This is a genomic window from Aurantimonas sp. A3-2-R12 (assembly GCF_036016755.1).
Lineage (GTDB): Bacteria > Pseudomonadota > Alphaproteobacteria > Rhizobiales > Rhizobiaceae > Aurantimonas > Aurantimonas coralicida_A.
The window spans coordinates 36,045-53,813 of the sequence record NZ_JAYXIH010000004.1; the positions used below are offsets into that span (position 1 = coordinate 36,045).

At 65.0% G+C, this 17,769-nt stretch carries 15 protein-coding genes; 1 reads left to right on the forward strand and 14 read right to left on the reverse strand.

The features are described 5' to 3' along the window. Nucleotides 1-8: 8 nt before the first annotated feature. The 8 genes from VSX60_RS03140 to VSX60_RS03175 all read right to left on the reverse strand — a co-directional run bounded on the left by VSX60_RS03140 (nt 9) and on the right by VSX60_RS03175 (nt 10,965). Nucleotides 9-1,241, reverse strand: coding sequence for an adenylate/guanylate cyclase domain-containing protein (locus tag VSX60_RS03140; protein ID WP_327622694.1), 1,233 nt, complete (start codon nt 1,239-1,241; stop codon nt 9-11). A gap of 1 nt (nt 1,242) precedes the next feature. After that, nucleotides 1,243-2,097 carry an MBL fold metallo-hydrolase gene (locus tag VSX60_RS03145; protein ID WP_327622695.1) on the reverse strand — a complete coding sequence of 285 codons (855 nt, stop codon included), beginning with the start codon at nt 2,095-2,097 and terminating at the stop codon, nt 1,243-1,245. Beyond that, on the reverse strand, nt 2,094-2,546 hold the full coding sequence (locus tag VSX60_RS03150; protein WP_327622841.1) for a cyclic nucleotide-binding domain-containing protein: 453 nt from the start codon (nt 2,544-2,546) through the stop codon (nt 2,094-2,096). The genes VSX60_RS03145 and VSX60_RS03150 overlap by 4 nt, the downstream gene beginning before the upstream one ends. A gap of 70 nt (nt 2,547-2,616) precedes the next feature. After that, complete coding sequence (locus tag VSX60_RS03155) at nt 2,617-5,322, reverse strand: ATP-binding cassette domain-containing protein (RefSeq protein ID WP_327622696.1); 2,706 nt, start codon at nt 5,320-5,322, stop codon at nt 2,617-2,619. A gap of 1 nt (nt 5,323) precedes the next feature. Then, nucleotides 5,324-7,168, reverse strand: a complete 1,845-nt coding sequence (locus VSX60_RS03160) for an ABC transporter ATP-binding protein (RefSeq protein WP_442873048.1) — start codon at nt 7,166-7,168, stop codon at nt 5,324-5,326. A gap of 232 nt (nt 7,169-7,400) precedes the next feature. Continuing rightward, nucleotides 7,401-8,558 carry a glycosyltransferase family protein gene (locus VSX60_RS03165; RefSeq protein ID WP_327622698.1) on the reverse strand — a complete coding sequence of 386 codons (1,158 nt, stop codon included), beginning with the start codon at nt 8,556-8,558 and terminating at the stop codon, nt 7,401-7,403. Further along, on the reverse strand, nt 8,558-9,715 hold the full coding sequence (locus VSX60_RS03170) for a glycosyltransferase family 4 protein (protein WP_327622699.1): 1,158 nt from the start codon (nt 9,713-9,715) through the stop codon (nt 8,558-8,560). The genes VSX60_RS03165 and VSX60_RS03170 overlap by 1 nt, the downstream gene beginning before the upstream one ends. Beyond that, complete coding sequence (locus VSX60_RS03175) at nt 9,712-10,965, reverse strand: glycosyltransferase family protein (RefSeq protein WP_327622700.1); 1,254 nt, start codon at nt 10,963-10,965, stop codon at nt 9,712-9,714. Before VSX60_RS03175 ends, VSX60_RS03170 begins: the two co-directional genes overlap by 4 nt. A gap of 179 nt (nt 10,966-11,144) precedes the next feature. Here VSX60_RS03175 and VSX60_RS03180 point away from each other — a divergent pair, with 179 nt between their 5' ends. Continuing rightward, nucleotides 11,145-12,497, forward strand: a complete 1,353-nt coding sequence (locus VSX60_RS03180; RefSeq protein ID WP_327622701.1) for an adenylate/guanylate cyclase domain-containing protein — start codon at nt 11,145-11,147, stop codon at nt 12,495-12,497. A 13-nt stretch (nt 12,498-12,510) separates the two neighbouring features. Here VSX60_RS03180 and VSX60_RS03185 read toward each other — a convergent pair whose 3' ends face one another. The 6 genes from VSX60_RS03185 to VSX60_RS03210 all read right to left on the reverse strand — a co-directional run bounded on the left by VSX60_RS03185 (nt 12,511) and on the right by VSX60_RS03210 (nt 17,768). Then, nucleotides 12,511-13,362, reverse strand: a complete 852-nt coding sequence (locus tag VSX60_RS03185; protein WP_327622702.1) for a GNAT family N-acetyltransferase — start codon at nt 13,360-13,362, stop codon at nt 12,511-12,513. Then, nucleotides 13,359-14,147: a polysaccharide deacetylase family protein gene (locus tag VSX60_RS03190; RefSeq protein WP_327622703.1), complete on the reverse strand. Its 789-nt coding sequence runs from the start codon at nt 14,145-14,147 to the stop codon at nt 13,359-13,361. The genes VSX60_RS03185 and VSX60_RS03190 overlap by 4 nt, the downstream gene beginning before the upstream one ends. 70 nt (nt 14,148-14,217) lie before the next feature. Then, nucleotides 14,218-14,394, reverse strand: coding sequence for a hypothetical protein (locus VSX60_RS03195; protein ID WP_327622704.1), 177 nt, complete (start codon nt 14,392-14,394; stop codon nt 14,218-14,220). Between the two features lie 324 nt (nt 14,395-14,718). After that, nucleotides 14,719-15,111 (reverse strand): septal ring lytic transglycosylase RlpA family protein, encoded by a 393-nt coding sequence (locus tag VSX60_RS03200; RefSeq protein WP_327622705.1) that lies wholly within the window; start codon nt 15,109-15,111, stop codon nt 14,719-14,721. A gap of 251 nt (nt 15,112-15,362) precedes the next feature. Next, nucleotides 15,363-16,826 (reverse strand): alkaline phosphatase D family protein, encoded by a 1,464-nt coding sequence (locus tag VSX60_RS03205; protein ID WP_327622706.1) that lies wholly within the window; start codon nt 16,824-16,826, stop codon nt 15,363-15,365. Nucleotides 16,827-16,907: 81 nt separating this feature from the next. Further along, nucleotides 16,908-17,768 carry a cell wall hydrolase gene (locus tag VSX60_RS03210; RefSeq protein ID WP_327622707.1) on the reverse strand — a complete coding sequence of 287 codons (861 nt, stop codon included), beginning with the start codon at nt 17,766-17,768 and terminating at the stop codon, nt 16,908-16,910. Between the last annotated feature and the right edge of the window lies 1 nt (nt 17,769).

Below are 17,769 nucleotides of genomic sequence, written 5' to 3' on the forward strand. Positions count from 1 at the left end.
CGCATCGATTATTCACCCACGCCGGCGGCGCGGAGCGGCACGCCCTGTGCCAAACGCGGCGTGAACAACTCCATCCGCCGCTCCACGCCGTTGAGGGCATGGACGCCGACCGAATCCCAGCGTTCGGGCAAAAGCGCGGCGACCTCGGCGCTGGCGAGCACGCTGAGATCCATCGTCTTGGTCAGTTTCTCAATTCGCTCGACCTGGGTGACCGTCGGTCCGATCACCGTGAAGGCCAAGCGCTCGGGCACGCCGATATTGCCGAAGACGACGTTGCCGATATTGAGGCCGATGCCGAAATCCATCGTATCGAGGCCGCGTTCGCGCCGGACCGCGTTGGCCTCCTCGCGCATCAGGAAGGATTCGCCGACAGCCTCCAACACCTTGGCGCTGAGGGCCGCGGCGTCCGTCGCGTCATCCAGCGGAAAGATCACTAGCACGGCGTCGCCGATAAAGGCGAGCACCTCGCCGCCGGCCCGGATCGCCGGACGCGCGGCACATTCGAAATAGTCGTTGAGAAGCCGCAAGAATGCGGTGCTCTCCAGCCGACCGGTCAACCGGGTCGAGTCGCGCAGATCGGAATACCAGACCAGCGCCCTCGTGGTCGCCCCGTCGCCGAGGCGGATATTGCCGCTGAGCACGCTATGGCCGGCCTGCCGTCCAAGATAAGTCTCGACGATATTGGTGGTGATCCGCGACTGGATAATCGTTTTCGACACGAGGGCGAAGGTCTGCTGGATCGCCTGCAGAACGCCGAGATCCTCGTCGGTAAACCCGGAAGAGCGGTCGCTCGCCCAGATCACGAAAATCCCGGCGGTCGACATATCCATAAACGTGCTGGGTTGCGAAAATTCGGTCGAAAGGGCGATGTAGTCGGTGTAGCCCTCGGCCGCGAGTTCCTCGAATAGCGGGAAGTCGAGAAGCTTGCCCGGCCCGGTCAAACGCCGCCGCAGGACGGGAAGGTCCGCTTCCAGCATGTAGCGCAAAGGGCTTCTCTGCCAGGCTTCGGTGTTAGCGTCCTGATGATGGAAATGCTCCAGGACCGTGTCGTGGTCCCGCTGCCACTTGATCATTTCGGCTCGAAACAGTGGATGCAGGGTCGGCCAGTTCAGCCGGGCGCGAGCGATCGGGATGCCGATGCCGCTCAGCCTCAGGCAAAGCTGATGGAAGAGTTCCTCCAGATTTGGATTGCCGAGTGCCTCGCGGATCAGCCAGTCGTCGACTTGCTTTGCCAGCCCCATCTCAGCCGCCTTCCAGGATTCGCACGCCTTCGCCAATCTCGAGGGTCAGGCCCGTGCGCGCCACGATCGCTCCGGGAAAGGCATTCCGCGCTGTCGTCGCCAGAGCCTCCAACCATGCGTCGGTTCGCGAGATATCATGATGGAAGATAATGAGATTTTCTATGCCGGCGGCGCGGCAAAGCCGCACACCCTCCTGCCAGGTCGAGTGACCGAAGCCCTGGAAGGTGGGAAATTCCTCGTCGGTATACATGCAATCGTAGATCATCAGATCCGAACCGGCGATGAAATCGCGGATCGCGGCGTCAGGTTTGCCTGGCTCGTGCTCGGTATCGGTGATGTAGCAGAACGAACGCCCCGCATACTCGATCCGATATCCCACCGCGCCGTTCGGATGATTCAGTCGAACCGTTCGGACGCGGATGTCGTCGGCAAGCGTGAGAACGTCCGGCGGACGAAAATCGCGGTAGTCGATGCGCGCCGTGAACTGCTTCGGTGTCACCGGGAAATAGGGCGGGCACATGAAACGCTCGACCATGCTGCGGCAGCTGGTTTCATCCAGGAAATGCCCGGCGTGAAGCCGCACCACGGCCTCCTCCGTATAGAGCGGAAACATGAACGGCAGGCCCATGATATGGTCGAAGTGGCAGTGGGTGAAAAGGATGTCGAGGTTCCGAACGCCCTCATAGCAGAGCTTGCGGCCGCAGCCGACGATCCCTGTGCCTGCGTCCAGCACCAAGACACGGTCGCCGCAGCGCACCTCGATACAACTCGTATCGCTGCCGAAGCGGGTGTTGGCGGCGGCCGGCGCGGGAATGCTGCCGCGCGCGCCCCAGATCGTCAGCTGGAAGCGGGTCAAGCCTCGCCATCCCGTGACGCGGCCAGATTGCGCGCCCGGACGAGTTCCTCATTGGTGTGGGTCAGGCGTTCGGCCAGGCTACGCATCACCTCCGCCGCGATCTCGGGGAACTGGCGCAGGAGCTGCAAGAACGAATCCTTGCGCACCCTCAGCGCCGACACATCCGTGCTGGCGGTCACCGTCGCCGTTCGCGGGGAATCGCAAAGGATCGATATCTCACCCACGACATCCCCGGGCCCGAGCGTGGCGACGACGTAGTCACCGGATTCCGTCTCGACCGAGACCTCCGCCTTCCCCTCGACCAGCACATAGGCGGCGTCGCCCGGTTGTCCTTGCCGAACCAACGCCTGTCCGGCGCGATAGGCGATCGAATCAGCGGTGAAGGCGATCAGCTTCAACCGGCTCGGCTCGATGCCGGCGAAGATCGGGACCGACCGCAGTAGGTCCATTTCGGATTTGAGAAGCGTCACGTCGTCCCTCTGCCCGCGGTCATCTGAATCATGGCCATACCCATATCCCTCAGGCCGGCTCGTCGACCGCGCGGTCGACCTTGCGACGCGAGGTCGTCATCCGGCCGTCCCGAAATTCGATCGTCCGATCGAACAATTCCGCATGCTCGGCATTGCTCAGGACCCACAAAACTGTCTGCCGTTCAGCACCGAGGGCCTCGCGCGATGCAAGGACGCGCTCAATTGTCGCCCGCTGGCTGTCGCCGTCAAGGGCGGAAATCGGCCGGTTGAGAACGAACAGGTCGGCGCGCTTGAGCAGCGCCCTGGCCAGCGCCAGCTTCTGCCGCTGGCCGGAGGACAGGCGTTTGGCACCGCTGCCGATGTCGAAATCAAGCCCGATCTCGAAGACGACCTGGGATAGGCCCGTCTCGCGCATCGTCTCCATCAGCACTTCGTTGATACGCGCCGAAGCTTCCGCATACCGGTCGACGACACGGCCAAACAGCACGTTGTCCTGAAAACTCGCGGCGCGATTGACCGCGTCGGGCGAATGAATGGAGACGGCCTGGGCCATGTCAGGCTCGAGGCCTTGGCGGAACCGCTCGCGGCCTTCAAGGATCATCGCCTTGCTATCCTCGTCGAGGAGCCCCAGTCGGTGGCGTGGCTCGACATAGCCGAAGGCCAGTTCCTGGAACGCGCATCGATCCTCGTCCGAGACGTCCCGCTCCCCTGAGGCACGGCGCAGGGCGGCGCGAAAGAAATCGACGTCGTCGGGCGACATCAGGTCGACATTGTCCATCAGCGGGTTGTCGGGAGACAGATCGCCGAAGATTTCGATGAGGGTGTCGGCGATCTGCTGTCCCATGTCGAACAAAATCCGGTCGAGCCCGGTCTGCTTCAGAACCGCCCGCATCTGCGGCCGCGCGGCGAGCGGCGCTCCCTCGGTGGCCTCCGACAAGGCGATGCCGAAGACGAGGTTCTCAAACAGCGTCGCGTAGTCCGAATAGCGGTCCGCGTCGAAAGATTCGAAATAATCCTCTTCGCCGCCCTCTTCGAGCCGGGCACGAAAACGCTGACGCGCTTCGAGAATACGTTCGGCCACCTCGTCGGGCAGGTCGGACGGCAGGCGGTTGCGCAGTCCAAGCCGCGAGATGTCGAGCCGCAGGCCGGCAATCTCCAGCACCTCGGCAAGACGCGGCGTCAACGCCTCCGGGCCATCGACACCCGCCGCCTTGTAGTCGATCCAGTCATCCCGGATATCAAGGTCGATATTGCCGGACTGTCGCGCCTCCTCGAGTCGAACAGCCTCCTCGCGTCCACGCCGCTTCTCGCGGATCAGCGGGGCGTGGCGCAGGCCGTAGACCAGCGCTTCGCGGATCGACATCCTGGGAAAATAAAGGCCGGCCTCGGTATAGGCGATGCGACGCCCCACAAAGGAATCCGGCAGGCCATCGAGTGCCTGGCCGTCGATGCTGATGCGCCCTCCGGCGGCATCCACCAGCCGGGCCAGCGCCTCGGCGAGGTATTCGCCGCCGCCTCCAACCGGCCCGACGACGGCCAGCGCCTCGCCGGCGGAAATCCGCAGGCTTGCGGGCTCCAGCAGATCGTTGCCCGCCTCATCGGCGATCCTCAGGCCGATGATGGAAATGTCGCCGTCGATACGCGGGGGCTCCTCATAAGATACCGCATGCATCGTCGGCGAGAGCAGGTTGTCCAAGGCGAACTGCTCCCGGATTTGCGCGTATTTTGACTGCACGTCGACGCGGAATTGATCCCAGGTGATCAGTTCCTTGAGCGGTCCCGGCAGATCCTTGTAGGCCGCGATCACCGCGACGAGCTGGCCGATGTCGAGCCGACCGACGATGACGAAATAACCGCCGATCAGGTAGAAGATGAATGGCGTGGTCTGGGCAAGCAGGTTGTTGACGAAGTTGGTGAGGAATTTCCACCGAAAGAAATCGTAGCGAATCCAGAGGATTTTGCCGAGGCGGCTGCCGAGTTCGGCTCGCTCCCAGTTCGATGTGTCGTTGGTTCGGATCGACGGGATGCTCTCGACGATCTCGCCGATCCGGCCGGACAAAAGCCGGGCGGTGAGCTGGCGAGCGCGGGCGAGGACGACGAGGCGCCGGCGCATCTGGGGGATCAGGATAAGCTGGATGAGCACGATGGCGCCGGCAATCGAGCCGAGCCAGACATTCTGCAGGAAAATGAATACGAGGGCCGTCAACGCCTGGCTGAGCAGCAGCGACGGGTCGGCGAACGCGCTGCCGCCGAAGCCGCCGACGGGTTCGGTCTCGTCCTTGATCATCGACGCGATCTCGGGCCCGCGGATCTGTTTGAAACGGCCGGTCGGGAAGCGCAGCACCCGGTCGACCAGTTGATAGCGCAGGCGGCGGAGCAGCCGCTCGCCGAGCTGGCCCTTGTAGTTCGACAGGTAGAATTTGAAGAGCCCGTTCACGACGACGAAGAACAGGAAGGTCAGGCTGAGGCTGAGGAGAACGCCGAACCGGTCCAATTCGATGCCGTCGAATAGCGCGAGCGTCCCGCCGCCGAGAAAATCGGGGATCGGCAGGATCACTTCGAAGACCGTTTCCGTCTCGCCCGGCTGCCATTCGCCCTGGATCGGACCGTTGACGATGCGCTTCGGCAGATCGAGCGTCAGATAATAGAACGGCAACGAAACGACGAGTACGAGGAACAGCCATATCTGCTGACGACGCGTGTGCCGCCAGACGTAGCGGAAGACACTTTCGTCGAGGCTGTCATGCACCGCCATCTCAGCCGACCTTTGGCGGGGCGGCAGACATGGAGGCCAGGAAATCGAAATTGGCGGCCCGCACGAAATGATCCGGCCCGGCCTCCAGCAGTGGCCGTTCGACGCCGTCCACCACGGTGAACGGTTCCGGCCATTCGCGACGGCCGATCTCGCCGGCGGAGGGAATATGCGCGAAGTCGAGCTGACGCGCGGGATCCGCGTGCGGCACTGCTTGCATGAGCATCTGCGTATAGGGATGCAGCGGTGCGTGAAACAACTCCCGACGTGGCGCGATCTCGACGATCTCGCCGTCGCACATCACCGCGATACGATCGGCGACGTAATTCACGACCGCCAAATTGTGGGAGATGAACAGATAGGTGAGCCCGCAAAGGCGCTGGAGATCCTTCAACAGGTTGAGAATCTGCGCTTGCACCGAAACGTCGAGGGCGGCCACCGGCTCGTCGCAGATCAGCAATTCCGGTTGCAGGGCCAGGGCGCGGGCGATGCCGATCCGCTGGCGCTGCCCGCCCGAAAAGCTGTGCGGATAGCGATTGGCGTATTGCGCTTCCAGCCCCACCGCGGCCAGCAGGCGCTCGATCCGCCGCTGCTTCTCGGATCCGCCGCTCTTGCGGTGGATCTCGAACGGTTCGGCCAGGATCGCGCCGACGGTCATGCGCGGATCGAGCGAGGAGAACGGGTCCTGGAAAACATATTGCAGGCAGTTGCGAACCGCGAAGAGTTCTGCCCGGTCGGCGTTGACGAGGTCGACAGGCCCTGACCGGGCGTTGAACACCATCGAACCGGAATCCACCGCGACGGCGCGCATGATGGCGCGGGCCAGCGTCGTCTTGCCGGAACCGGATTCGCCGACGAGGCCGAGACACTCGCCGCGGCGAACGGTCAAGGACACATCCTTGAGCGCATGCACACCCGGCGTTGGCGCCCGCGAGAAAAGGCGTTTGTCGCTACGCCGCGAAAAGCTCTTGCTGAGCCCCTTGAGTTCAAGCAGCGGTTCGCCTGGCACGCCCACCGATTCCCGCGTGAACAGTGCCTCGGCATCGACCTTGATCTCGCGGATCGGCTTGAGGCGTGGCGCCTCTTCCCGGTCGAGATCGGGAACCGCCTTCATCAGCGAAATCAGATAAGGGTGCTGCGGGCGCGCGAAAATCGCCGCCGCCGAGCCGGACTCCATGACCTTGCCGTGGTGCATGACGACCACTTCCTCGGCGAGATTGGCGACCACGCCGAGATCATGGGTGATCAGCAGGACGGCCATGCCGAGTTCGGCCTGCATGTCGCGCAGGAGCTTGAGTATTTGCGCCTGCAAGGTGACGTCGAGGGCGGTCGTGGGCTCGTCGGCGATGAGCAGCGCCGGCTTGCAGATCAGCGCCATCGCGATCATCGCCCGTTGGCGCAGGCCGCCCGACAATTCGAACGGATAGGATTTCAGCGCCCGCTCCGGTTCGGGAAACCGCACCAGCCGCAGCGTCTCGATCGTGCGCTCGCGGGCCTCTGCGCCATTGCCGCGTCCGTGCACTTCGAGCACTTCGCCGATCTGGTCGCCGAGCGTATGGAGCGGCGAGAAGGAGGTCATCGGCTCCTGGAAGACGATGGAGATGGATTGGCCGCGGATCGCCCGGAAGCGAGAACTCCTCGGCGACAACGCCGCAAGATCGACGACGCCCTGCAGAGGGTCGCGGAACAGGATGCGGCCACCGGTAATCAGGGCGCCCTTCGGCAACAGTCCGAGGATAGCCTGCGAGGTCACGGTCTTGCCGGAGCCCGATTCACCGACCAGCGCAACGGTTTGTCCGGCGCCAATCGTCATCGACAGGCCGTTGACCGCCCTGACCATGCCGGCCATCGAGCGGAACTCGACCGACAGGGATTGGATCGACAGAAGCGCCGAGGCGTCGCTCGGCCCGGTCTCCAGACTATCCGACACGGGCCGTTCCAGAGTCGCCGTCTCGCTCGCCACGCCCATCCTCCCCTGCGCCGCCCGACGCTTCCCGGCGGGAGGCGGAGCGGCCATCGCACCGATTGCACCACGATCCCGCAGGCGAAGTCATGCGATTTCTCGATCGCATGGCGTCCATCTACCGGGCCATCCGGCTGCGATCATCGCCGTTGCCAAGTGCCTCGATCATTCGTGCCGCATGGGCCGCGCCATCGAGATCGATCGACGGACGTTTGGCGCTCGGTCGCTCCAGAGTCTCGGCGATCGCCGCCGCCATCGTCGGCGGGGAGAGTTCGGACGTCTTGACCACTGATAAGAGCCCCATGTCCCGCATGCGTTCCGAGCGGTGCCATTGCTCGGTCTCCTCGCCCTCGTCATACGGGACCACCACGGCGGGCGCCTCAGCCCGCAGGAGATTCATCACCGTGTTGTAGCCGGCCTGCGAAATCGACAGGGCGCAGCCGTCGAGCAGTTCCTGGAAATTCGGCGCAAAGCGCGAGACGACGGTCCGCTCGTCCGCCCTCGCGGACAATTCCTCAAAGGCCACGGCGGGAAAGCGGGGCCCGGTGAAGAAGCGCCAGACCCGGTCGGCAAGCGGTGTCGACGGACGGGCTTCCATCGCCGCCCGCATCAAATCGCCGGCGGCCGCGCCGCCGCCGGCCGAGACGATCACCTCACCATTCGGCGCTCCGCGAACCCGCTCGGCCGGCTCGGTCACATAGCCGGTGTAGCCAATGAGATCGGCGAGTTCCTCCGCATGCGGATAAGTCTCCTCGAAGGCGAAGAGCGACGGATCGGAATGGACGAGCACGGCGTCGAGATGTGCGCGCGCAATCGCTGCGCCCTTGGCTGCCCGTTCGGGATGCTTGGTCGCGACCAGGATGTCCCGGACCGAGGTGACGCATTTGACCCGCGGCTTGTCGCGGGCGGCGCGTTCGAGCAGCGGCAGGAGTTCGAAACCGAAACGCCAGCGCCCGAAGGGATACATCTCCAGGAGGACGATATCGGGCTGGATTTCGTCATAAAGCTGCAACAGCGCGTCCCGCCGCGCCGCGCGCCAGGCATCGGTCACCGGCTCGCCGTCGGCGTCGTAGAGCACCTTGAAATCGGCGCCCTTGAGCTTGGTCGCAGGCAATTGCACGACATCGGCGCCAGCAAAGGGCATTTCGGGTACCGGCATGCCGCCGAGCGCGACGGTCACCGCCATGCCGCGCTTGGCCATGGCGTCGGCGAGAAGTTCGCCGCGCCGCAGATGCCCGACGCCCAGAAGATGCTGCACGTGAAAGAGAACCCGCATCACATCATCTCTCGTTGGGGCACGGACCGGCTGCGGGCGAGCGTATCACCCAGCGCGCCGTCGAGCGCCTTCGACGCCACGACGAGGTCGTGGCGATCGAGGGTCCGCTTGCGCGCGGCGCGGCCCATTCGCTCTCGCACGGCTGGATCGAGCAGACGCCGAACGCCATCGGCGAAGGCCGGCGCATCGCCTTCCGGGACAATGAAGCCGGTCACTCCGTCCTCGACGACGCTCGGAACGCCGCCGCTGCGGCCGGCGACAACGGGTACGCCCGCGGCCTGCGCCTCGAGAAAGGCCATGCTCCAGGATTCCTTGATCGCCGGCCAGACATAGAGGTCGGCCGCGGCATAAAGGGCCGGCATCTCGGCCGCGTCTGCCGCGCCGTGAAAGGCGACACGGGAACCGAGCCCGGCGAAGGCCTCGCGCACCTGGTCCTCGGCCGGTCCCGCGCCGACGACAATGAGCTGCATCGCCGTGTCGCCGAGCACTTGCAGGGCCTTGGCGAGCAATCGGTACGAGGCGAGCTTCTGGTCCTCCCGCATCATCGCGACGGTGAGCAGCCAGGGACGGTCGCCGGCAAGGCCGTGGCGCGCAGCGAGCCGCGCCCGCGCGGCCTTCCGGTTCGCCGCGGCCTCCGCGTAGGGCCGGACATCGAGGAACGGGGCGAGGTCCAGATAGCGCGCCTCCGGCCGCATCCGGGGGACGACGCAAGGCCGGTCGGCCGGATTGAGACCGACGACGAGATCGGCCCGCGCGAGCGCCGCCAGGCTCGCTTCATACCCCCGATGCCAGGTCCCGCCCTTGCGCTTGTCCGCCACCGAGGCTTCGGCGACCGCATAGGGAATTCCCAGCGCCGCGACCACACGCGGCCCCAGCCAGTCCGGCGCCTTGTGATAGAGGTGATAGGTGAACCAGAGGTCGATCGGCGCGCGGCCATCGTTCCGGCGTATAATTCGGTCGCCGATCCGCCGTCCGATCCGCTCGATGCGGGCCTGCCGCACCGGGTCGCCGCGATCGTAGCTGCGGAAATTCGAGGGAACCACGACATCGTGTCCGGCTAGCCGCAGCGCCTCGACGAGGCCGCGCGCCACGGTGCGATCCCCGGACGGATGCGAATCGCGCGGCGATTTCATCGGCGCATAGAATGCGATTCTCATGCCATCCCGGCCTTGGAGATCGGACGCAGGCTCGCACGCTTCCAGTCGTAGGCGTCCGTCTTCTTCGTTCGACCGGCGGCGATATACTCGTCCGCGCGCTCGCAAATGGTCTTCAGGCCGTCGAGAATGCCGGGAATCGCCGCGGATTTCGGCCCGGCCTGTCCCGGCAGCGCCCGGATGGCGTCCGCCATCGCCGAGGCGTCGTCGAGGCGATCGTCGAGCAGCATCGTCAACAGGCCCAGATCCTCGGCCTGCGAGGCGCGGATATATTGCTCGAGTCGCGGCTGCCGGCGCGGCACGACGACGGCCGGTTTGTCGAAGGACAGGATCTCGCAGAAAGTGTTGTAGCCGCCCATGGCGACAACGCCTTCGGCCCGCTCGAACAGCGGCTCGATACTGGCCGCGAAGGTGATCACGTCGACGCTGTCGAGCTTCGCCGCCCGACGCTGGAAATCCGCCTGGAAGCCCGGCTCCATGAAGGGACCAAGAACGATCTTGGCGCGAACCCCGATCGCCGGGTCGCTCTCGTAGGCCCGCAGGACCCAGTCGACCAGCATCGTCCCATCGCCGCCGCCGCCGGTGGTGACGAGGACATAGGGTCGCTCGCCGATCCGGATACGGTCGGGTAGCGCGCCCGACGGCTCGTCCGCCCTGTGCAGATAGCCGGTGAACACCGCCTTCTGGCGGACCCGTTCCGACACGCCGATGCCCTCCAGCGGATCGCAGATCTGCGGCAAACCATAGACCCAGATGTCGTCGTAAAATTCCTCAAGCGCCGCGAAGGCGTCCTTGCGCTTCCATTCCTCGGCGAGACGCGAGGGCTCGTCCATGATGTCGCGCAATCCAAGGACAAGGCGCGCGCCGGTGGTCTTCAGATGACGCAGCGAAGCCTCAACCTCGCCGCGCATGCCCAGCGGCTCCTTGTCCACCAGGAAGATGTCGGGGTCGAAAATCTCGGCCGTCTTCTTGATGACGGCGCTGCGAATCTCGGTCAGATCCTCGATCGACAGGCCCGGATTGGAGGGCGCGTAATTGTCCGCGCCGAGCTTGACGACCCCCGGCACGCGGATGAAATCCACCTGCGGCGGAAAGCTGAACGAGCCGACGACCGGGGAACCCGCGACGAGCAGGATGGCGATGTCCGGACGATGGGCGACCAGCGCCTGAGCGATGACGCGGCAGCGGCGCAGATGCCCCAGTCCATAAGTGTCGTGACTGTAGATGAGGACGCGCGGAGGCCGGGCTTTCATGAAATACTCCTGGCGCTCGTGCCGTGCTCTCTGCACGCCACACTGGCGACTTTCCTTTTAGGGCGCAAGATCGCACTATCGGCGGTGCACCCAGTTACAATGCGGCGCTGCCCGATTGGGGCACAACCCGACATAGGAAGGCGGCAGACAGTTCACGAGCGGGCTGCTTCGATCGTAGTATGAGCAAACGCGCCAAACTCGTTTCCCCCTTCGTCCGCCGCCGGTCCGCCGGCGCGATCCCTGACCGGGTGCAGGAGGTCGTCGCGGAGTTCGAGGCCGACAGCGAGCGCCTGATCGGTTGGGTGCAGTTCGGCATCGGCGTTTTCATCACGCTTCTCTATTTCATCTCTCCGCGTCCGAGCGACGCGTTGATGCAACAGCCGGTGCCGGTCAGTCTGGCGATTTATCTCGCCTTCACCGTGCTGCGCCTGTTCCTGTCCTATCGGATCCGGTTGCCTGGCTGGTTCCTGGTCGTGTCGATGCTGGTCGACATCGCGCTGCTGTACGGGCTGATCTGGTATTTTCATATCCAGTACGGCCAAAGCGCCGGCTTCTCCTTGCAGGCGCCGACGGTGATGTACGTCTTTATCTTCATCGCCATCCGCGCGTTGCGATTCGACCCAATCTGGGTGATCTCGATCGGCGCGATCGCCGCCCTCGGTTGGGTCGGCATGACGTTCTACGCCATACACGCGGCGGGCATGCAGGCGATCACTCGCAGTTTCGTCGAGTATATCCAAAGCGATCGCATCCTGGTCGGCGCGGAAATCGACAAGATTGTCGCGATCCTCGTCCTGACCATCGTTCTCGCGCTGGCACTAACGCGCGCCAAGCGACTGCTCGCGGCGGCGGTGCTCGAGCATGTGGAACGCGAGGAAATCCGCCGCTTTCTTCCCGCCGACGTCGAGCGGGTCATCACCAAGTCGCCGGTGGCGGTGGTGGCGGGCGACGCCGAAGAACGGGACGCGGCGATCATCGTTCTCGATATTCGCGGCTTCACAAAATTTGTCGAGGCCAACGAACCGAAGCGGGTAGTGGAGACCCTCGTCGGTCTGCATGCGTTGATCGTTCCGATAATTCAGCGCCATGGCGGGATCGTCGACAAATATCTTGGCGACGGCCTGCTCGCGACCTTCGGCGCGACCTCGCCCTCGCAAACGGCGGCGGCCGACGCGCTGCGCGCCCTCGTCGAGATCATGGACGTTTCGCGGCAATGGTCGCGGGCCATGAGCGAAGAACACGGTGACGGTTCGCTGCGGGTCAACGGCGCGGCCACTGCCGGCCCGGTGGTCTTCGCCGCGCTCGGCGATGAGTTCCGGCTGGAATACACCGTCATCGGCGACGCCGTGAACCTCGCGGCGAAGCTGGAGAAACACAACAAGGTCGAGGCAACGTCCGCCCTCACCACCCGATCGACCTACGATCTGGCACGCATTCAGGGCTTTTCCGCCGAAGAGCAGGCCACGCAACGCGGTGGTTGCCAGGTCGCGGGCGTCGAAAAGCCGACAGACCTCGTCGTCATCGCCGCCTGAACGAGGCGCGCCGTCAGGGCAGCTTCTGATCGAGCAAGATCACCTCGGAATAGAGGTGATCGACGTCGCGGCGCTCGAGGTCCGGCGAGCGGAACCAGCGCGGCAGGACGATCCGCTCGATAGTGCCCGGATCGTTCGCCGCCGCCATCCAGCGCGAATCGACCGCCAGCACACCCCGCTCGCCGATCACGATCGTCTCAGCGACGGCTTGCGCGTTGGCCGACAGAAACGCCGGATCGCTGGCGTGCAAAATTTCGTGATAGGCGATCGCGTCACCCTTCAGCTTGCGCTGCCAGACCAGCCAGACGCCGCCGACGATCGCCTGATGCAAATCGAAACCGGCATGACGGGCGAAGATCTCCCGTTGCGGCGGGGTGAGGCGAGAGTCGATCGCCGCGAGGTCACGGACACAGGGAAGCGGCGCGGCGCGCGGCTCCGCAAGCGGCCGGAACAGGCTGCGCGTATCGTCGAGAATGTCGAAACCCAGCGCGCGAATCTTCCGCCCCGTCGCCCGGCGCGCCGTCATCGTGTGATAGGTCACGTCCGGTTTTGCCATTCCGGCCTGAAGCAATGTGTCGCCGGTGCCTCCGCCGCGATAATCGGCAAGGAGATACCAGGAGGACAGGTCACAGAAGCGATGCCTTCGCCCGGCAATGTCCCGGTCGCTGTAGATGGTCGCCATGAAACCGACGACGACGCCGCGATCCTCGACCAGCCAGCCGCGCTCGACCCCGGCCGGTCGCCAGGGATAGTCGAGGAGCAGCCGCCAGCGCTCGGGCGGAATCTTCGCGTTCATATGGTCATGAAGAAGCCGTGCTGCCGCTTCGATATCGGCCTCGCCGGCTGGTCTGATGATGACACTCATCGCGGCGGCGCTTTGACGCCGGGCGCGGCGTCGGCGAACAGCGCGCCGGCTTCGGTCCAGCGCACCGCCGGGTGCGCCGCCAGCAAACCCAGGATCTCGTCGAGAAACGCCCAGGTCTCGGCATCATGGTCGAGATGATGGGTGAGGAGACCGAAGGGCTCGTCGGGATCGATCTGGCCGCAGCGGCGATCGGCCAGCCGCTCGGCGCAAAGCCGGAGCAGCTTGTCGCGCCCGGCGAAGCGCGCGCCGCCTTTCCACGTGAGAAGGTCGAGATGGGCATTGACCGCGAAGCTTCCCGCCCCTGCTGGGTTGGCCGAACGCGGGCCGAACACCGAGACTGCGACGAAGCCATGATCGGGGAGCGCCATCGCAATCGCCGGCTCGATGCGATTCCAGGGCGGCACCATGACCGGACAAAATCGCGACCCGAAAGCAGCGACCAGGCGCGCGCGGCCGACAGCGAGCTCGTCGAGGACGGCTGTTGCGGGCCGATCACCGCCGCATTCGACCGCGCGCCGGCCCGCCGCAGCATGGTTTTCGTGAGAGAAGCCGTGCTGCAGGATGGTCACCAACGGGTCATCGATGGCCGGAACGAGCGCATCGGACATCGGCGCAGGGATTACCGCGAGGGCGAGCGGCGAGCGGTAGCGCCGTGCCGCGGCGACGAGGCGGGAGAGCGCGGGGGTCGGCTGCGTCGCATCGTCGTCACGCCACCACAGAGCCACCGTTCGGCCTTCGGCCACCCAATGGTCGAGTTCACGGAGAAGAGCGTCGGCACCTTGCATCGCCGACGCTTAGCGGGAACGCGGTTTGCGGGCAATCGGCCGGGTCGTCGGGTTCAGCACCGGGTCAGTGTCAGTATTTTTCTTCTTCTTCCGCGTCCTGTTCCTCGATCGGGATGTCCTTGCCGATCAGGCGCTCACCATCCTTCTTGCCGCGAAAGGCATTGTCGGTCCGCTCCACGGCGTTGCCGAAAACGTCGCCATCGGTGCCGGTGGTCTGCGGCTCTTGGGTGTTTTTGGGATTCGGCATCGTCGCTCTCCATGCTCAGGTGACAAGGAAACCGCGATATCGCCCCATCTGTTCCCTCTGGAATCCCGATCGGCAGCGACGAGGCGGCTTTTGTGCAGGATGCTCATCACGACGAAAGCGCCCGGCCCCGAGAGGAGCGGACGCTCTGAACAACAGCTTGATGCGGAGAAATCTGATTGCGGCTCGGGCGCCGCCGTACCATCGGGAGGGAGACATCCTGTTCCCCCTTCCCCCTCGTATCCCAACGGGCCCCTACTCCCGCCAACCCCGGACCTATGCGGCCGTCATGCAGTGGTGGCGCTCGGTCGTGCCGGCGCCATCTGATCAGATGATGTCGAGGCGGACCCGTGCGGTGCCGGACTGGATCATGCCGATCTTCGAGGCAGCGGCCTTGGACAGGTCGATCACGCGACCGCCGGCATAGGGGCCGCGATCATTGATACGAACGACGACGGACTTGCCGTTGCGCTGGTTCGTGACGCGGACCTTGGTGCCGAAAGGCAGCGTCTTGTGGGCCGCCGTCATCGAGTTCATGTTGAACTTTTCGCCGTTGGCGGTCGTGCGGCCGTGAAAGCGTTTGCCGTAATAGGAGGCCGCGCCCGAAGCGGCTTTATGGGCACCGTGCGCGGCGACCGGCGCGACACTGACAGTGTATCCGGTAACCAGCGTGCTGGCGAAGAGTGCGGCGGCCAGCGCGGCTTGGGGCAGAAGCTTCATGACAAGTCCTAATATTGCGTTGCGACATTCGCGACGCCGGCCTTGTCGGTAATTGCTGTGACGAAAAATTGAACGGACCTTGGCAGCAATGGGGTCATTCCGTGATCATGGAACTTTTTTGGATTTGGCCGCAACCCCCGGTCAAACCTGAGACAGCTCGGTGGATCGGCTTCATGAATGCGGCGGCGACAGCCCGAGCCGGCCACATTCGGCGCAGATTCCGCGCCTGAATCGCCACTGCGGTTCGCCTTTCACAGCGAAAGGAACGGCGTGCGGCCGCTGTCTTCGAGCTCCCACTGCGCCGTCCACTCGGCATCGGCGCGCGACAGAACCAGGTAATTTCGCTCGCCTGTATAGATCGCGCGCTTCGACGGCAGCGGCCGAAGACGGATCTTGCGCTTGGGCAGCGGGCTTTCGCCGACCCGCGCCAGGAGACCGAGCATGCGTGGATAAAAATCGCGGGGCGCCGGATGCGAGATGCCGGATGCGACGAGTTGGTGCAGCCTCGATCCGTCTTTCAACCGCATCTCGCCGCGGGTGGCGAGATGGATCTCTCCGGAGACGACGATCACTCTGCCGCGGAATTCTTCCTGACGCACGGCGAGGAGGCGCAGGAAGCGCTGCCATTCCTGCCGATGGGAGCGGCTTTGCCATTGATCTCGCAGATCGTCCTCCAGCTCGCGAATTTTCGGCACGATGTCGGCGATTGCCTCCACCCAGCTCAGCCGAGGGCCGAGTGCGGGAACGCTCGACATCAACAGGATGCGCCCACCATCGGGCGTCGCGGCCATGGCGCGTTCGAACCCGGACCAGCCGGCCTCGCCCATCACCCGGTCGGGACGCCGCTCGCTCCTGAGATCGGGGGCAAGGATGGACAGGCCCGGATAGCGCACGGCCACCCCGAGTGTCCGTCCGCTTGCGTCGAACGCGATGTCGGGCATCGCGCCATCATTCGCCGCGAGCTGGAACAGGAGAAACATCTCCCGCGCTGCCTCGAACAGCCCGCGCCCGACCGGGCTATCGAGCAGGGGCTCGGGATGGCTGCCCCAGCCGTCGAAGATGTCGTGGTCGTCCCACATCATGATCGAGGGAACGCGGGCCGCCAGGGTCCGCATCGCCGGCCGGGCGAGGGTTGTCAGATAGCGGCGGAAATAAAAGTGCCGGACGGCCTCGTGTGCGTCTTCGGTGAAGGCAATGTCGGCCCGCGCCCGCTTGGGCCGTTTGGACCAGCGCCGAACCGCCTCATGCGCGGTCAGCACGTCGTCCGCATAGAGCTGATCGCCGCCCTGCAGCATCAGCGCGAAGGGCGCGCGCGCGTGTTCTTCAACGAGACGGTTCCACATCGCGTCGCGCTCGCCGACGTCGCGGTCCAGATCGCCGTTCTCCTGGCCGTTGCAGGAGACATAGGCGATCCGAACGTTCGGATCGTCGGGCGGCATGATCTCGAACCGCTCGCCGCCCAGCCGGTAGGAAGCGGGCTGGGCCGCCGGCAAGGAGAAGTCGTAGCGCCAGACCACGACGCCAAACAGCGTCGCGATCGGCTGTGCCTCAATCGCCACGCCATCGTCGTCGACGTGCAGCGGCGCTGGCTCGTCGCTCTCCGGCCGCACGACAAGCGCGGCGAGGCGGTTGCGATGACCATCGCCGCCGCGCGCATAAAGAAGCGGTCCGACCCGGTCGATGGCCGGATCACCCTTGCTCTGTTCAGCGAACATCGACCCCTGCCCGGATTATCGTCAAACGCCTGCGCATCAGCCGCTCGGAAGAGCGGCGGCGGCGTTGCGTTTCGATATGGTCTATTGGCCCCGGATTCCGCCGACGTCGGACGCTGGATCGTTCGCAGACGCGATGGAGGTTCCAGCCGCAAGCTCGGCCGAGACATCCGGCAATTCGGCGTCGCTCGAAAGTCTCCCGGACTTCCCCTGCGGGACTGGGGCGGCCGCGGCAGCCTGCGCCTCGGCGGGCTTTTGGGTGGGCGACTCGGTGGTCAAACCCTGCCAGAGTGCCAGAAACTGACTGTCTTCCGGCGTCCGCGCCTCTGTCTTTGCGACCGCAGCCACTTGCGTCCCAGCGTCCGTCTTCGGCGTCGGGTTCTGCCTGATCCGTCCGATGGCGCCGGAGGCGCCCGCTCCGCGGATTTCCGCTTGGGAGGCCATCCTGACATCGCCGCGACGGCCGCGAGAGACCTTTTCGTAGAACGCGTTGCCCCCCGCGATCACCTTGTAGTTCATGTTATTGTAAGGAAATCTCAGCCCGGCCGTATGAAAGAACTTGGCGTTTTCGACGCCGCCGTGCCGCTTGCCGGAAAGAACCTCGGCGGCCGTCTGCATGGCGAGTTCCTTCCCTGCCCCCATCTGGCGCGTCATCACACCGGGAGCGAACTGGCGCGGTTGGCCGACGACGTCGCAGACATTGGTAGGATAGCGCCCCGATTCCACCCGGTTCATCACCACGGTGCCGACCGCCAGCATCCCCTCGGGGTTCGAGCGGTTGGATTCGAAATACATCGCCCGCGCCAGACACTCCTGGCTTGGGCCGTAGCTCATCGGCTTGATCACATCCTCAATCTCCGGCGTTCCGACGCAGGCGGCGAGAACGAAGGGCAACAGGATGGTGGATACGCTCGCGAGGCGGCGGAAAGATCGGATGCTCGTCATG

Bases quoted from the DNA above. Each gene is read 5' to 3' on its own strand.
- VSX60_RS03140 (WP_327622694.1), bottom strand. From the start codon at position 1,241: ATGGGGCTGGCAAAGCAAGTCGACGACTGGCTGATCCGCGAGGCACTC.
- VSX60_RS03170 (WP_327622699.1), bottom strand. From the start codon at position 9,715: ATGAGAATCGCATTCTATGCGCCGATGAAATCGCCGCGCGATTCGCAT.
- VSX60_RS03180 (WP_327622701.1), top strand. From the start codon at position 11,145: ATGAGCAAACGCGCCAAACTCGTTTCCCCCTTCGTCCGCCGCCGGTCC.
- VSX60_RS03175 (WP_327622700.1), bottom strand. From the start codon at position 10,965: ATGAAAGCCCGGCCTCCGCGCGTCCTCATCTACAGTCACGACACTTAT.
- VSX60_RS03165 (WP_327622698.1), bottom strand. From the start codon at position 8,558: ATGCGGGTTCTCTTTCACGTGCAGCATCTTCTGGGCGTCGGGCATCTG.
- VSX60_RS03210 (WP_327622707.1), bottom strand. From the start codon at position 17,768: ATGACGAGCATCCGATCTTTCCGCCGCCTCGCGAGCGTATCCACCATC.
- VSX60_RS03195 (WP_327622704.1), bottom strand. From the start codon at position 14,394: ATGCCGAATCCCAAAAACACCCAAGAGCCGCAGACCACCGGCACCGAT.
- VSX60_RS03205 (WP_327622706.1), bottom strand. From the start codon at position 16,826: ATGTTCGCTGAACAGAGCAAGGGTGATCCGGCCATCGACCGGGTCGGA.
- VSX60_RS03185 (WP_327622702.1), bottom strand. From the start codon at position 13,362: ATGAGTGTCATCATCAGACCAGCCGGCGAGGCCGATATCGAAGCGGCA.
- VSX60_RS03150 (WP_327622841.1), bottom strand. From the start codon at position 2,546: ATGGACCTACTGCGGTCGGTCCCGATCTTCGCCGGCATCGAGCCGAGC.
- VSX60_RS03190 (WP_327622703.1), bottom strand. From the start codon at position 14,147: ATGCAAGGTGCCGACGCTCTTCTCCGTGAACTCGACCATTGGGTGGCC.
- VSX60_RS03200 (WP_327622705.1), bottom strand. From the start codon at position 15,111: ATGAAGCTTCTGCCCCAAGCCGCGCTGGCCGCCGCACTCTTCGCCAGC.
- VSX60_RS03160 (WP_442873048.1), bottom strand. From the start codon at position 7,168: ATGGCCGGCATGGTCAGGGCGGTCAACGGCCTGTCGATGACGATTGGC.
- VSX60_RS03155 (WP_327622696.1), bottom strand. From the start codon at position 5,322: ATGGCGGTGCATGACAGCCTCGACGAAAGTGTCTTCCGCTACGTCTGG.